Source organism: Pseudomonas fluorescens group sp. PF-69, assembly GCF_054481235.1.
The window spans coordinates 224,377-239,237 of sequence record NZ_JBTMNC010000001.1; the positions used below are offsets into that span (position 1 = coordinate 224,377).

Here is a 14,861-nt window from a genome sequence, read left to right on the forward strand (position 1 = left end):
GGGGATTACTCCTTGTCCGCCAGATTGACCACGCGGTTGGAGCGATCCACCGGGCGCACGTGCTGCCCGTCGAGAAGCACATGGACACCAGCGGCCACGACCCAGTCACTGGCATTGAGCCCTTCGAGCACCGGGACGGTTTTCTCACCGAAGGCACCGACCCGCACCGGGGTCTTCTTCAACGTATTGTTGGCGCTGACCACCCAGACGTAGGTCACGCCGTTTTCCGCGGTCAACGCCGAAAGCGGCACGGACAGCGGGATCACCTCGGCGGTCTGCACGAACACCCTGGCGCTCTGGCCCAGTTCAGCGGGAACCTTGCCGCCCGTGAAGGCAATGCGAGCGGCAAAGGTGCGGGATTTTGGATCGGCGGCTGGCGACAGTTCGCGGATGTGCCCGGCGAAGCGTTGATCCGGTTGCGTCCACAGCTCCACAGAAACCGGCTGCCCGACCTTGAAGCGGCCGAAGCTCTGCTCCGGCAGGCTGATCAACACTTCACGCTCGCCATCGGTGGCCAGGGTAAACACCGTTTGCCCGGCGGCCACCACCTGCCCGACTTCGACGGCACGCTTGGCCACCACCCCGTCCTGCGGCGCACGCAGCACGGCATAGCTGGCCTGATTGGTCGAGACGTTGAACTCGGCTTTGATCTGCTTGAGGCGTGCTTCGCCGGATCGATAGAGGTTTTCGGCGTTGTCGTACTGCGAACGACTGACCAACTGACGGTCCATCAGGGTCTTGTAGCGATCGCGTTCGGAACGTACCAGGTTGAGGTTGGCTTCGGCGGCGGCGACCTGGGCGCGCGTGGCCTCCAGTTGCAGGCGAACGTCCTGGGGATCGAGCTCCGCCAGCGGTTGATCGGCCTTGACCCGCTGCCCCTCTTCGACCAGTCGTCGGCTGACTTTGCCGCCAATCCGGAACGCCAGGTCGGGCTCATAGCGGGCGCGGACTTCACCGGGATAGCTTTCCATCGCCTGGGCCGAAGGCTCTGGCTGAACCACCATGGCCGGCCTAATGCTCACTTGAGGCGCCTCTTCGTGACCGCACGCAGACAATAAAAACGCCAGACTGACTGGCAACGCGAGGGGCAAGGCATAGCGGAACATGGTGAAGGACCTTTCGCTAATGGTGCTTGGAATAATTATACTGACCGGTATGTTATTAATAGCAAACTGACCAGTCCAGTAATAAAAGCGAATATGCCGAACAATCTTTCAATACCCAACGGCCCAGGCCGCCCCAAGGATCTGGCCAAACGCCGGGCGATCCTCGATGCCGCGAAAACGCTGTTTTTGAGCAAGGGCTACGCCAGCACCAGCATGGACGCCGTGGCAACGGAGGCCGGCGTGTCGAAACTGACGGTCTACAGCCACTTCAACGACAAGGAAACACTGTTCTCCGCCGCCGTGATGGCCAAGTGCGAAGAGCAACTGCCTCCCCTGTTCTTTGAGTTGCCGGAAGGCGTGGCGGTGGAAACAGTGCTGCTGAATATCGCACGCGGGTTTCATCAGCTGATCAACAGTGACGAGTCGGTGAACCTGCACCGATTGATGATGGCCCTGGGCAGCCAGGACCCGAAGCTCTCGCAGATTTTCTTCGAGGCCGGGCCACAGCGCATGCTGCAGGGTATGGAGCGCCTGTTGATTCGGATCAACGACAGTGGCGTGCTGAGCATCGATAAACCGCACAACGCGGCCGAGCACTTTTTCTGCCTGCTCAAGGGTGCGGGGAATTTTCGTTTGCTGTATGGCTGCGGTGAACCGCCGGTTGGCGAGGCGGCGGAGAGCCATGTGCGGGAAGTGGTGGGGTTGTTTATGCGGGCTTATCGGCCTGACCCGGCCTGAAAGATTTGTCGTGTTCTGGCGGCCCCCATCGCGAGCAAGCTCGCTCCCACAGGGTTAGTGAAGAACCTGTGGGAGCGAGCCTGCTCGCGATGGGGGCAACTCGGTCTTAAGGCTTGAGCGCCTTCTTCGGATAAATGTCATACCGACTGGATTTGCCATCCAGCGCATGACTGGGCTTGGGCCCTTCAATGCACGGCGCCTTGCGCGGTCGCTTGACCACCACCCGATGGCTGGCCAGCGCCAACGCCGCCTCAAGCAGTGCCGGCGCGTCCGGGTCATCGCCCACCAGCGGCCGGAACAGGCGCATTTCCTTCTTCACCAACGCCGTTTTCTCACGATGCGGGAACATCGGGTCGAGGTAGATCACCTGCGGCGGCTCGCCTTCCCAGTTGCGCATCACCTCGATGGAGTTGCCCTTGAGCAAATGCATGCGCGCCACGATCGGCGCCACATCGAAATCCTCCGCACCGCGGGCCAGGCCATCTTCAAGCAAGGCACCGATCAGCGGTTGACGCTCGATCAGGCTCATCTCGCACCCCAGGCTGGCCAGTACGAACGCATCCTTGCCCAACCCTGCCGTGGCATCCAATACGCGTGGACGCACGCCCTGAGCGATGCCAACGGCCTTGGCGATCATTTGCCCGCTGCCACCCCCGTATAACCGACGGTGGGCCGCGCCGCCTTCGACGAAATCAACCCGCACAGGCCCCGGCGCATCCGCTCCCAGTTGTTGCAGCTGCAAACCCTGCTCGCCCACCTGCAAGGCAAACTCGCCATCGGCCACCTGCAATGGCAGGCCCAGGCGCTCGGCCCACTGCTCGGCTTGCGGCTCGAACGCCGCGTCCAGGGCCTCGACATGGATGCGGCAGACCGCAGGTTGATCATTCATCAGAAAACACGCTCAAAAAATTAATGATCGGCAAAAACTGCCGATAACAAAACTATCGAGCATTTTGCCAGAGCTGAGCGTCGACCGAGAGAAATGTCAGACATTCAACCCACAATCACAGGTTTTATCTCGCCTTACGGCAATTACAACCTGCGAAATACCCAGGCACTGAGCGGTGTCAGTCACATCTGGCAGGATTTCTTTGCCCGTGCGCTGGCCGATCAGTCGGGTGAAGTGCTGCCGCAATCTCTCAACTTTCCACCGGTCGATCTCGAAAGCCCGGTTGAGCCCACCGTTGGCAGCGACTTGCTGGCGCACATCGTTTCCCAGCGCGAATGCGATGTGAAGGACAACGAAGTTCGTCCGCCGGAGCCGCTGTTCCTGCCGATCGCCGAATTCGAAATGGACCTGGCCGACAAGCCGTTCCCACCGTTCCCGCCGGAAGAAATCGCCGCCCAGCAGAAACAACAGGACTTCGAAAGCGGCTGGGTCCGCCCGATCGTGCTGACCGCCGGTCAACCTGAGCCAGAAGCCGGCCCGGCACCGCAGCCGCGTCCACTGCACCTGCCGGTCGCCGAGTTCGAACTCGATCTGCTGGACAAGCCTTTCCCGCCCTTCTCCCCCGAAGAACTGATCGAACAGCAGAAGCAACTCGACTTCGATAACGGCTGGGCACGCCCGATCATCCTGCAGAACCTGCGTCTGGCCGCCTGACCCTCAGCTCCCTGCGCGGCTCAGTCCTTGAACAATGAATTGGCCTGCTGGAACGGCATGGAGCGCGACGTGAAGCCGAACGTGCCCGAATCGCGGATCTCCTGGGCGGCACGGAAGAACTCGCCATAAGCTGCCAATGCCAGCGCCGAACCGACGCTGATGCGTTTGACGCCCATCTCACTCAACTGCTCGACCGATAGCTTCAGCCCACCGGACATCAACACGTTGACCGGTTTCGGCGCCACGGCGCGGACCACCGCCAATACGTCTTCAGCGCTGCGCAGGCCCGGCGCATAGAGCACGTCGGCACCGGCCTCGGCAAACGCCTGCAAGCGGCGAATGGTATCGGCCAGATCCGGATGGCCGTGCAGAAAGTTCTCGGCCCGCGCGGTCAGTGTGAACGGATAAGGCAAACTGCGGGCGGCGGCGACGGCCGCTTCAATGCGCGCCACGGCATGTTCGAAGCAGTAGATCGGGCCCTCTTCACGCCCGGTGGCGTCTTCAATCGAACCACCGACCGCCCCCACTTGCGCCGCCCGCACAATGCTCTTCGCGCATTCGGCCGGGCTGTCGGCAAAGCCGTTTTCCAGATCGACCGCCACCGGCAAATCGCTGGCCGCGACAATTGCCTGAACGTTCGACAGGGTTTCGTCGAGGGTCAGCCCGCCGTCGGGACGCGCCTTGGAAAAGGCATAACCGGCGCTGGTGGTCGCCAACGCCTCGAAACCCAGGCTGGCGAGCATTTTCGCCGAACCGGCGTCCCACGGATTGGGAATCACAAAGGCGCCTTTGCGCTCATGCAGGTCTTTGAAGGCTTGGGCTCGAAGGGTTTGCGCGTCCATTGGCAGGCTCCTGAAAAGGCGAACGAATCCGCTTCAGAGCAAGCCTAGTTGCTCGGCGGCGGGCTCTCTGTATAGCTCAGGCAGCGGCGGCAAGCCAGGCAGGCGCAGCATCAATCTGGCGTGGAAGCGCTGCGCCAGTTTCGCCGCCAGTACGTTGTCGGCGGTGTGCAGGAAGATGTAAGGCGTTCGCCCCTCCTCGATCCACAGGGCGATTTTCTCCACCCAGGGCAGCAGAAATGGATCGTTGGCCTCGAGCTGCGGATGGCCAATGAAACGCACCTGCGGACGTTGCGTAAATGCCGCCGGACGGGGTGGGACCCGCGGCTTTTTCGATTGGGCGTGGAGCACCGAAGGGTCGGTCGATGTGCAGCTGAACAGCGCGCGCGGATCGAGACAAATGCGCTCGACGCCGCGATCCAGCAACAGGCGATTGAGCTCGCGTTCGCTATCACCCTTGGCGAAGAATTCGTCATGCCGCACTTCCACCGCCAACGGCCGCTCAAGGGCATCGATAAATCCCGCCAACTCGGGCAAGCGTTGCGGTGTAAAGCTCTTCGATAGCTGCAACCACAACGGCGATACTCGCGCGCCGAGCGGGCTGAGCAATTGCGTGAAGGTTTCGGCGGCGGTCAGTTGTTCACGCAGGTCACCGCCGTGACTGATGTCACCGGGGAACTTGGCGGTGAAACGAAAATGTTCGGGCAGGGTTTCGGCCCAGCGCTGCACGGTGCTGGCAGCCGGGCTCGCGTAGAAGGTCGTATTGCCCTCCACGGCGTTGAACACTTGGGAATACAGACTCAGAAACTCGGCGGGTTTGGCGTCTGGCGGGTACAAATATTCGCGCCAGGCGTTTTCGCTCCAGGACGGGCAACCCAGGTAGTAAGGCAGCACCATCAGATGTACAGGTCGAGACCCAGCACTTCGCCATCCCAATCGACGAAACCGGCGGTGCTCAGGTAGCTGGCCAGGGCCATCGCCACACTTTTGCTCATGGCACGGTGGTAAATCATGTCCTGCTGACGGGCGGGGAGATTGCTCAACTTTTGCGCCGAGGCTTTGGCGGCTCGGGCGGCCAGCTGCTCTTCGGACGGAAACTCCAGCTCGCCGTCGATATCGACGGACTCGTCTTCCACCACAGGGCCTTTGCGAGGCTTGCGCTTGATGGGGTAGGACTGAGAAGAAAGGCCGTCTATACGCATAATTGTATGCTCGGTATCAGTAATGGCAGTTTAGTGGCGCATCGCCCACTTCGCAAACCGCCGAGTGATAACTAGAACACATAAAGAGCAAAAGGTTTAAAAGCGGGGGTTAGAAACTGACGATTGGCTGTGTTCTTGAAATCGCCATCGCGAGCAGGCTCGCTCCTACAAGGATTGATGTTGCTCACAAAGTGTATGAGCAAGACTGACGCCTGTGGGAGCGAGCCTGCTCGCGATGGGACCACCTCGATCCAGCCAGTTACCGCGCCTTCGGCGTCGCCACCTTGTCTCGCAGATAAACCGGCTGCGCCTCATCAGCCACTATCGCCTCGCCACGCGCCCAGGCAAATCGCGCCAGCGTCAGCAAGTCTTCGGCGTGGGGCAGCATGCCGGCGTCCTGACCGCTCAGGTGGACGCCGATGCGCTCGGCATAGCCCCATCCGGTGCCCGCGCCGAACCATTCGCCACTGGCGTCGGCCGGCAACGCTGCGACTTCCGGAGCCAATACCGCCTCAGCCCCGACCAGTCGCATCTCCCCCGCCGTTTCGCGGTAGCAGCCCCAATACACCTCGTCCATCCGCGCATCGATGGCCGCCGCGACCTGGCTGACGCCATGCTCGCGATACGCACGCTGGGCCAGTACGGCCAGGTTCGACACCGGCAACACCGGGCGATCCAGCGCGAACGCCAGGCCCTGCACCACACCGATGGCAATGCGCACGCCGGTAAACGCGCCCGGTCCACGCCCGAAAGCGATGGCGTCGACCGCTTGCAGCGTGGTCCCGGCATCGGCCAGCAACTGCTGGATCATGGGCAGCAGCTTCTGCGCATGCAGGCGCGGGATCACCTCGTAATGACTCGTGACTTTGCCGTCGTGCAGCAAGGCAACGGAGCAAGCTTCAGTCGCGGTGTCCAGGGCCAGCAAGGTGCTCATCGATGTATCCGTAAGAGAGGTCAGAAAAAAGTGCGTCAGTATAAACAACTACGGCCCGCAAGCGGGCCGTGGATGATGCAGCGGATCAGACTTTTCAGCTCAGGGCAGCCAGCACCTTGGCGGTGATCGCTTCAACCGAACCGACACCTTCGATATGACTGTACTTCGGCTTGCCATTGGCAGCCGAGAGCTTCTGGTAGAAGTCCACCAACGGCTTGGTCTGCGAATGGTAGACCGACAGGCGATGACGCACGGTTTCTTCGGTGTCGTCCTTGCGCTGTACCAGCTCTTCACCGGTGATGTCGTCTTTGCCGGCAGTTTTCGGCGGATTGTAGACGATGTGGTACACGCGACCGCTGGCCTCGTGAACACGGCGACCGGCGATGCGCTGAACGATTTCTTCGTCTTCAACGGCGATTTCAACCACCGCATCCAGCTCGACGCCAGCCGTCACCAGGGCTTCAGCCTGGGGAATGGTGCGCGGGAAACCGTCGAACAGGAAACCGTTGACGCAGTCGGACTGGGCAATGCGGTCCTTGACCAGTGCGATGATCAGGTCATCGGACACCAGGCCGCCAGCATCCATGATGCTCTTGGCTTTGATGCCCAGCTCGGTGCCGGCCTTGACCGCAGCGCGCAGCATGTCGCCGGTGGAGATTTGCGGAATACCGAATTTCTCGGTGATGAACTTAGCCTGAGTACCTTTACCGGCCCCGGGAGCTCCCAGCAGAATGACGCGCATCGATGTGCTCCTCAATTTTTTATATGGATAACGTCAGATTCGCCTCATGGGGCCAATCTCAAAAACAGGGTCGTGACCGCCCAAACGGCCAAAGGCTGATCAAGATACACAGCAGGCTGCGCCCACACAAGCCGCCAAAAGTCGGAGAAACCGCCGCCTCCTGCGACCTTTTGGCGCGGTTCCCCTAGTCGCAACCCCATCATTAACTGTCGCCTGGCCGCACTTACGCGCATGCCCGACTCCACGGCAAAAAACCTTAGCCTGTATTACGCAAACCGGCGGCAATCCCTGCCACGGACACCAGCAATGCCTGTTCTACCGGGCTGCCCTGCGCCACATCCTGTTGTCGCGAGCGTGCCAGCAACTCCGCCTGCAATAGATGAAGCGGGTCAAGGTAGGTATTGCGCAAGCGGATGAATTCAAGGGTGTCAGGGCTATGTGCCAGTAGCTGCGACTGTCCCGTCAGCCCCAGGACGATAGCGCATGCCTGCGACAATAGGTCGCGCAAGTGCGCACCCAATGGCAGCAATTGAGGTTCCACCAGGCGCTCATCGTAGGACCGGGCGATGTCCGCGTCGGCCTTGGCCAGGACCATTTCCAGCATATCGATGCGCGTACGGAAGAACGGCCACTGCTCGCGCATTTGCCCCAGCAGTTCACCTTCACCGCGCTCCAGGGCCTTGCTCAATGCCGCTTCCCAACCGAGCCAGGCCGGCAGCATCAGGCGCGTCTGGGTCCAGCCGAAGATCCACGGGATCGCCCGCAGGCTCTCGATACCGCCGGCCCGGCGCTTGGCTGGACGGCTGCCCAGCGGCAAGCGTCCAAGCTCCTGTTCCGGAGTGGACTGGCGGAAATACTCGACGAACTGCGGATTTTCCCGCACCACGGCGCGATAAGCGCTGACACCGTCCGCCGCCAATTCGTCCATCAAATGCCGCCACTCGGGCGTCGGTGGCGGTGGCGGCAACAAGGTCGCCTCGAGCACCGCCGCCAGGTACAGATTGAGGTTTTGTTCGGCGATGTCCGGCAGACCGAATTTGAATCGAATCATTTCCCCCTGCTCGGTGGTGCGGAAACGTCCCGCGACCGAACCCGGCGGCTGGGACAGAATCGCCGCGTGCGCCGGGCCGCCACCACGGCCCACGGTGCCGCCGCGACCGTGGAACAACAGCAACTCCACTTGCTGCTCGCGGCAGATATCCACCAACCGTTCCTGCGCCCGATATTGCGCCCAGGCCGCCGCCGTGGTGCCGGCATCCTTGGCGGAGTCGGAATAGCCGATCATCACTTCCTGCGGCCCTTGCAGGCGCGAGCGATAGCCCGGCAGCAGCAACAGTTTCTCGATCACCGGCCCGGCGTTGTCCAGGTCAGCGAGGGTTTCGAACAACGGCACCACGCGCATCGGCCGCAACACGCCAGACTCTTTGAGCAGCAGTTGCACAGCGAGCACATCGGATGCGGCACCGGCCATCGAGATCACGTACGAGCCGAGGGAGGCCCCCGGCGCCGCGGCGATCTCCCGACAGGTCGCCAGCACTTCGGCGGTGTCGGCGGACGGTTTGTAGTGAGGCGGCAACAAGGGTCGACGGTTGTTCAGTTCACGCATCAGGAAGGCAATGCGTTCTTCTTCGCTCCAGTCTTCGTAGCGACCCAGACCCAGGTAATCGGTGATTTCGGTCATGGCCGCACTGTGCCGCGACGAGTCCTGGCGCACATCGAGACGCACCAGGAACAGGCCGAAGGTGACCGCCCGGCGCAAGCAATCGAGCAACGGACCATCGGCGATCACGCCCATGCCGCATTGATGCAGCGAGTGGTAGCACAACTCCAGCGGATCAAGCAGTTCCCGATTGTTCTGCAGGACATCGGCCGGTGCCGGCACGGGTGTCGTCAACGCGGAGTGAGCCCAGTTACGCGTCGCACGCAGGCGATCGCGCAATTGCTTGAGTACCGCGCGATAGGGTTCGGCACTGTCGCCGGCCTTGGCTTTCAACTCATCACTGGCCTGCTGCATCGAAAGCTCGGCGGCGAGCTGATCAACGTCGCGCAGGTACAAATCCGCTGCCATCCAGCGCGCCAGCAGCAACACTTCGCGAGTGACGGTGGCCGTCACGTTCGGGTTGCCGTCGCGGTCGCCGCCCATCCACGAGGCAAAGCGAATCGGCGCGGCTTCCAGGGGCAAACGCAGGCCCGTGGCGGCATGCTGGGCCTGATCGGCCTTGCGCAGGTAATTGGGGATGGCTTGCCACAGCGAATGCTCGATCACCGCGAAGCCCCATTTGGCTTCATCGACCGGTGTCGGACGTGTACGGCGGATCTCTTCGGTGTGCCACGCCTCGGCGATCAGACGCTGCAATGTCGATTTGATCTGCTCGCGCTCGGCGCCAGTCAGGTCACGATGGTCCAGGGCCGCCAGTTGCGCGGCGATGGCATCGTACTTCTGGATCAATGTGCGACGCGCGACTTCGGTCGGGTGTGCCGTAAGGACCAGCTCGATTTCCAGCCGGCCCAATTGCCGGGCCAGGGACTCGGCGCCATGACCTTCGGCGCGCAGGCGGGCAAGCAGTTCCGGCAGCACACGCGCTTCGAACGGTGCCGGCCTGGATTCTTCGCGGCGGTGAATCAGCTGATATTGCTCGGCGATGTTGGCCAGGTTGAGGAACTGATTGAACGCCCGCGCCACCGGCAGCAACTCGTCCTCGGTCAGCTGGTTGAGGCTGGCGCTCAGCTCGGCGTCCATGGAACCGCGGCGATCGGCCTTGGCCCCCTTGCGGATCTGCTCGACCTTGTCGAGGAAGCCGTCCCCGTATTGGTCACGAATGGTGTTGCCCAACAGCTCACCCAACAGGTGAACATCCTCGCGCAAGCGTGCATCAATATCGGTCATCAGCAGTTCTCCAGCGAACAATCCGGGCGGCCATGAGCTTAAAGAGTGCCGCTCCAGAGCGCTTCTTACAAGCAAGACGACGAAGGGACTTTAAACCTTGAGCGTAAAAGCTAGTCTGAATGATGAGCCGTACTGCGGCTGTCACCGGCCAAAGCCGGACACTCACCCGGCCTGCCACGAGCAGGAGCGCAATGAGGTCATTATGAAAATCCGCGAACTGGCCCAGCATTGGGAAGAAAATGCCAAGGGTCGCCTGACCCAGACGGGCTACACGATTCATCTGGACGTGGAAGCCGCCGCACGCCTGGCGGCCATTACCGAGATGTACCCCAAACGGCAGCCCGAGGAGCTGCTCGGTGAACTGATCGGCGCCGCTTTGGAAGAACTGGAAAAGAGCTTTCCCTATGTGAAGGGCTCGACCGTGGTGGCCACTGACGAAGAAGGTGATCCACTGTACGAGGACATCGGCCCGACCCCTCGTTTTCTCGCCTTGTCCCGTCGTCATTTGCATGACTTGTCAGCAGGCAACGACAAGCAAAAACACTGATTTTCCCTACGAATGATCCCCCTGTAGGAGCGAGCAGGCTCGCTCCTACAAATGCCAGCCCCCACGCCTGATTAATTTCTCTGAACTTTTGAAAAACGCCTCGGGTCAACCCAGTAACCACGCCTGGGACGGCCGTATCAAATCCCCTCGAAACCGTAAGTCGCGGCTCCTTTGCCCAGGATGGATTTTTTAGTTGTTCAGGAGTTAGTCCAATGGAGTTGAAGATCATGAAAACCGCTACTGGCAAATCCTCATCCACCCCTCTGCATGGCCTGAAAATGGCAGCCCTCGCCCTCGGCGGCAGTCTCGTACTGGCCGGTTGCGCCGGTAACCCGCCCACCGAACAATTCGCCGTCACCGAGTCAGCGGTCAATAACGCTGTCAGCGCGGGCGGCCCTGAATTCGCGGCGGTGGAAATGAAGTCGGCGCAAGACAAGCTCAAACAAGCCGAAATCGCCATGCACGACAAGAAATACGAGCAGGCGAGAACCCTGGCCGAGCAAGCCGAATGGGACGCTCGCGTGGCGGAACGCAAAGCCCAGGCGATGAAAGCCGAACAAGCGGTGAAGGACTCTCGCCAAGGGGTTCAGGAACTGCGTCAGGAAAGCCAGCGCACCGTTCAGTAACAGCGCGGCACGACGTATTTCTTACTCGACTAAAAGGACGAAACCATGATTTCCAAATGCATGAATGCCAAACAATTGATGATCCCTGCCCTGCTGGCCGCCAGTGTTGCCCTGGCGGCGTGCTCCACACCGCCCAACGCCAACCTCGAACAGGCCCGCACCAACTATTCCGGCCTGCAAGCCAACCCGCAGGCGAGCAAAGTCGCGGCGCTGGAAACCAAGGACGCCAGCGATTATCTGGACATGGCCGACAAGGCCTATCTGGACAAGGAAGACCCGGCCAAAGTCGATCAACTGGCCTATCTGACCAACCAGCGTGTGGAAGTGGCGAAACAGACCATCGCCCTGCGCACTGCGGAAGCCAACCTTAAAAACGCTTCTGCGCAACGTGCCCAGGCCCGCCTGGATGCGCGTGACCAGCAGATCAAGCAATTGCAGGACAGCCTCAACGCCAGGCAAACCGATCGCGGCACGCTGGTGACCTTCGGTGACGTGCTGTTTGCCACCGACAAGGCCGAGCTGAAATCCAATGGCCTGATGAACATCAACAAACTGGCGCAGTACCTCCAGGAAAACCCCGACCGCAAGGTCATCGTCGAAGGCTACACCGACAGCACCGGTACGGCATCGCACAACCAGTCGCTGTCGGAACGACGCGCCAGCTCCGTGCGCATGGCGCTGGTGAAAATGGGCGTCGACCCGACCCGCATCGTCGCCCAGGGTTATGGCAAGGAATACCCGGTGGCGGATAACACCAGCGTATCGGGACGGGCACAGAATCGTCGGGTGGAAGTGACGATTTCCAACGATAACCAACCGGTGATTCCACGTTCGGCGGTGAGTGCCAACACCCAGTAAAAACCACTGTGGGAGCGAGCCTGCTCGCGATGAGGCCTGGACATTCAACATCGGTGTTGACTGTCACGCCGCCATCGCGAGCAGGCTCGCTCCCACATTTATTTTCTGTTCAGGGTTGCAGCTTCTGCGGCGTTTCCTGGCCCATGCAACGCACGGCTTTTTTCTTGTTGTCGATCAGCACCCCGGTCAGGCCTTTCTGCTCGGTGTCGAACAGCACCAGCACGCCATCGATGCATTGCGCCACCTGGGCGGCCGGTTCCAGGGAGACTTTGTAGTCCTCACCCGGCACGGTCTTGAGCATGGTGAATTCGTTGAGCAGCAACGCATCCTCAGGCTTGGCGAAGTGCAGGTAGCCGTACCACCACAGGGCACCCACAGTGCCGAGGATGCTGCAAATACCGGTGATGATCAGCGGGATGGCGTTACGTTCTTCACTCATTGCGGGCTCTCTGGTGGTTCATCTTCAGAATGTTCGGGTGCCGGGTAATTGGGGATCTCACCCAGGCGGCGCAGACCATTGAAATGCTGCGGGTCGTCGAGAAAACGCAGCATGACTTTGCGCCAGACCGGATCGGCGAATGTCTGCACGTGACCGCCGCGGGTCAGTTGCAGCACGCGCGGCGGCGGCGCAGCTTGATACAGACGGATGCCGTTGGAAAGAGGCACGATCGGATCGTCGATGCTGTGGTAGATCAATTTCGGCACGCCATTGAGCTGCGCCATGGAGCTGATCGCGCTGTCACCGTCCGGCACCAGCCAGGACAGCGGCACCTGAAACGCCCAGGTCAGCCATGACTGGCTCAGGGCAAACTGACCGACACTGCGATAACTGGCGGGCACGCCGTCGAGCACAATCGCCTTGAGTTGTTTCTGCCGCTCGGGGTGTTGCACGAGGTAATGAACCGCCATCGAACCGCCGAGGCTCTGACCGAGGAGGATCACCGGCTTGCCCTTGACCTCCGGGGCCTGGTCCAGCCAGGCGAATGCCGCGTCGATATCCTGATAGATCGCCGGCAGGCTCGGCTCGCCTTCGGACAGGCCATAACCGCGATAGTCCACCAGCAACACTTGGTAACCCTTTTCCGGCAACCAATAGCTGCCACCCAGATGCATGGGCAGGTTTCCGCCATTGCCGTGCAGGTGCAACACCGTGCCCTTGACCTCGACGCCCTGCTTGGCCGGCAACCACCAGGCGTGCAGGCGCAGGCCGTCGGCAGTGGTCAGGGTGACGTCACGGTATTCGAGCCTGGCTTTTTCCGGGGTGAACAACTGGCCGGGTTCGGGGTAGAACAGCAGCGAACTGCAACCGTTCAAGGCCAGAAGAAAGCAGATAACGCCGAGGATTCTCATCCGTTGAAACCTCGCAAAAAAAGAAGAAGGCCGAACCCTGTGGGAGCGAGCCTGATCGCGATGGCGGTGCATCAGGCAACATTAATGTTGAATGTAAAACCGCTATCGCGAGCAGGCTCGCTCCCACAATGGTCCATGGCTTACCGCTACAGGATGTTGGAGTAATCCGCCTCGATCCGGTCCAGGCTCAGGTGATTGAGGAAGTTGGAGAAGCACATCCACGCCGACAACGCATTCATGTCGCGGAACTGCTCCGGCAAGTACTTGGGCGGTACCACCAGCCCTTCATCCACCAACTGCCGCAGGGTGCGCATGTCTTCCAGCGTGGTCTTGCCGCAAAACAGCAGCGGTATCTGCTCCAGTTTGCCTTTGCGCACGGCCAACTGAATGTAGTTGTAAATCATGATGAAGCCCTTGAGGTAGGACAAGTCTTTGGTAAATGGCAGACCTGTCGGCACCGAGCCTCGGAAAACGCGACTGGTGTTGCTGTAGCTTTCCGCCATTTCAAAACCCTGCTCGCGGAAAAACTCGAACACCTGCAGGAAGTCGGCACCCTCCTCCACCATGTGAATGGCGCGGGTACGGTTGGTCAGCTTGCGCAGGCGGCTCGGATAGGAGGCGAAGGTGATGATTTCCATCAGGATCGCCAGGCCTTCCTGAGTCACCGTCGAGGAGGGCGGGCCCTTGGCCAGGAAGGTGCAGATCGGCTGGTTCAGGCCATTGAGCGTGGTGCCGACGTGCACCAGCCCTTCGTGAACTTCCAGGGCGCGCACATCGCGCTGGTTGAACATCGCGTCGGCGCGGATCTTGATGTAGTCGGCACCGGCCGCCGCATCGGCGACGATCCCGTCGGACTCGAACACCCGAATGGTCTCCTCGGCCTCGCCGAACACCTTGTTCAAGCGATGCTGCAGCATTTCCACCGCATCCTTGGCCGTCAGCGTCTTCGGTTCATCCTTGAGGTCGCCACGGCCGTCGATGTTGTTCAGGTAATCGGAGAGCATCAGCCCCAGGTCGGACAGCGTCGGGTCGCCGGCGTGGAACGCGTCGGACGCGGCACCGTACAACTCCTGGGAAATCAGGCCGAAATCCTCGGTGCCGCGCGCTTCGAGCATGCGCACCACCATCCGGTATTCCTTGCACATGCGCCGCATGATCTGGCCGACCGGGTTGAACTGGCCGAGCTGGCGGGTGATGTCGCGCTCGATGTTCTGGAACTCCAGCTTCACTTTGCTGGAGTCGAAGGACAGCGGCCGGTTCAGGTAATAGTCGCGGTCCACCGCTGGCAATTCCTTGCCCTTGGCCTTGAGGAAACGCTGGCGAATGTTGTCGTCCCACTTGACTGCATCGAGGACGCGGATCGGCGTCTGCGCCAGCACAATGCGATCGGACAAAATGCGTATCGACTGCTGGTATTCGTCCACCCGAA

16 protein-coding genes are annotated in these 14,861 nt (G+C 61.0%); 5 read left to right on the forward strand and 11 right to left on the reverse strand.

Annotation, left to right across the window (positions count from 1 at the left end):
• Positions 1 to 5 precede the first annotated feature (5 nt).
• Positions 6 to 1,106: an efflux RND transporter periplasmic adaptor subunit gene (locus tag ACX3YF_RS01090; protein ID WP_288097250.1), complete on the reverse strand. Its 1,101-nt coding sequence runs from the start codon at positions 1,104 to 1,106 to the stop codon at positions 6 to 8.
• 93 nt (positions 1,107 to 1,199) lie between these two features.
• Between ACX3YF_RS01090 and ACX3YF_RS01095 the strand changes: the two genes are divergently transcribed.
• A complete protein-coding gene (locus ACX3YF_RS01095) occupies positions 1,200 to 1,844 on the forward strand; it encodes a TetR/AcrR family transcriptional regulator (protein WP_130209638.1) in 645 nt (214 codons plus the stop codon).
• A 106-nt stretch (positions 1,845 to 1,950) separates the two neighbouring features.
• On the opposite strand, the gene ACX3YF_RS01100 is transcribed toward ACX3YF_RS01095, so the two are convergent.
• Positions 1,951 to 2,733, reverse strand: a complete 783-nt coding sequence (locus tag ACX3YF_RS01100; protein WP_458973297.1) for a class I SAM-dependent methyltransferase — start codon at positions 2,731 to 2,733, stop codon at positions 1,951 to 1,953.
• A gap of 93 nt (positions 2,734 to 2,826) precedes the next feature.
• Here ACX3YF_RS01100 and ACX3YF_RS01105 point away from each other — a divergent pair, with 93 nt between their 5' ends.
• Positions 2,827 to 3,447 carry an energy transducer TonB gene (locus ACX3YF_RS01105; RefSeq protein WP_458973298.1) on the forward strand — a complete coding sequence of 207 codons (621 nt, stop codon included), beginning with the start codon at positions 2,827 to 2,829 and terminating at the stop codon, positions 3,445 to 3,447.
• 20 nt (positions 3,448 to 3,467) lie between these two features.
• Here ACX3YF_RS01105 and ACX3YF_RS01110 read toward each other — a convergent pair whose 3' ends face one another.
• The 6 genes from ACX3YF_RS01110 to ppc all read right to left on the reverse strand — a co-directional run bounded on the left by ACX3YF_RS01110 (position 3,468) and on the right by ppc (position 10,051).
• Complete coding sequence (locus ACX3YF_RS01110; protein WP_458973299.1) at positions 3,468 to 4,289, reverse strand: isocitrate lyase/PEP mutase family protein; 822 nt, start codon at positions 4,287 to 4,289, stop codon at positions 3,468 to 3,470.
• Between the two features lie 33 nt (positions 4,290 to 4,322).
• Positions 4,323 to 5,183, reverse strand: a complete 861-nt coding sequence (locus tag ACX3YF_RS01115) for a DUF72 domain-containing protein (RefSeq protein ID WP_196585991.1) — start codon at positions 5,181 to 5,183, stop codon at positions 4,323 to 4,325.
• The gene (locus tag ACX3YF_RS01120; RefSeq protein WP_130209628.1) at positions 5,183 to 5,488 is read right to left on the reverse strand and encodes a hypothetical protein; all 306 of its coding nucleotides are present in this window, start codon (positions 5,486 to 5,488) and stop codon (positions 5,183 to 5,185) included. Before ACX3YF_RS01120 ends, ACX3YF_RS01115 begins: the two co-directional genes overlap by 1 nt.
• A 259-nt stretch (positions 5,489 to 5,747) precedes the next feature.
• Positions 5,748 to 6,422: a tRNA (adenosine(37)-N6)-threonylcarbamoyltransferase complex dimerization subunit type 1 TsaB gene (gene tsaB / locus ACX3YF_RS01125; protein WP_103403629.1), complete on the reverse strand. Its 675-nt coding sequence runs from the start codon at positions 6,420 to 6,422 to the stop codon at positions 5,748 to 5,750.
• Positions 6,423 to 6,516: 94 nt separating this feature from the next.
• Positions 6,517 to 7,164 (reverse strand): adenylate kinase, encoded by a 648-nt coding sequence (adk, locus tag ACX3YF_RS01130; protein ID WP_130209626.1) that lies wholly within the window; start codon positions 7,162 to 7,164, stop codon positions 6,517 to 6,519.
• 256 nt (positions 7,165 to 7,420) lie between these two features.
• Positions 7,421 to 10,051: a phosphoenolpyruvate carboxylase gene (ppc, locus tag ACX3YF_RS01135; RefSeq protein ID WP_458973300.1), complete on the reverse strand. Its 2,631-nt coding sequence runs from the start codon at positions 10,049 to 10,051 to the stop codon at positions 7,421 to 7,423.
• Positions 10,052 to 10,253: 202 nt separating this feature from the next.
• Here ppc and ACX3YF_RS01140 point away from each other — a divergent pair, with 202 nt between their 5' ends.
• The 3 genes from ACX3YF_RS01140 to ACX3YF_RS01150 all read left to right on the forward strand — a co-directional run bounded on the left by ACX3YF_RS01140 (position 10,254) and on the right by ACX3YF_RS01150 (position 12,082).
• Positions 10,254 to 10,598 (forward strand): pilin assembly protein, encoded by a 345-nt coding sequence (locus ACX3YF_RS01140; RefSeq protein WP_130209622.1) that lies wholly within the window; start codon positions 10,254 to 10,256, stop codon positions 10,596 to 10,598.
• Between the two features lie 212 nt (positions 10,599 to 10,810).
• On the forward strand, positions 10,811 to 11,224 hold the full coding sequence (locus ACX3YF_RS01145; RefSeq protein WP_448645891.1) for a DUF4398 domain-containing protein: 414 nt from the start codon (positions 10,811 to 10,813) through the stop codon (positions 11,222 to 11,224).
• Between the two features lie 60 nt (positions 11,225 to 11,284).
• Positions 11,285 to 12,082, forward strand: a complete 798-nt coding sequence (locus ACX3YF_RS01150) for an OmpA family protein (protein WP_130209720.1) — start codon at positions 11,285 to 11,287, stop codon at positions 12,080 to 12,082.
• Positions 12,083 to 12,191: 109 nt separating this feature from the next.
• Here ACX3YF_RS01150 and ACX3YF_RS01155 read toward each other — a convergent pair whose 3' ends face one another.
• From ACX3YF_RS01155 to ACX3YF_RS01165, 3 genes are all read right to left on the reverse strand, one after another.
• Complete coding sequence (locus ACX3YF_RS01155) at positions 12,192 to 12,521, reverse strand: hypothetical protein (RefSeq protein ID WP_196585989.1); 330 nt, start codon at positions 12,519 to 12,521, stop codon at positions 12,192 to 12,194.
• The gene (locus ACX3YF_RS01160; protein ID WP_458973301.1) at positions 12,518 to 13,432 is read right to left on the reverse strand and encodes an alpha/beta hydrolase; all 915 of its coding nucleotides are present in this window, start codon (positions 13,430 to 13,432) and stop codon (positions 12,518 to 12,520) included. The genes ACX3YF_RS01155 and ACX3YF_RS01160 overlap by 4 nt, the downstream gene beginning before the upstream one ends.
• 146 nt (positions 13,433 to 13,578) lie before the next feature.
• A complete protein-coding gene (locus ACX3YF_RS01165; protein ID WP_130209616.1) occupies positions 13,579 to 14,856 on the reverse strand; it encodes a flavohemoglobin expression-modulating QEGLA motif protein in 1,278 nt (425 codons plus the stop codon).
• Between the last annotated feature and the right edge of the window lie 5 nt (positions 14,857 to 14,861).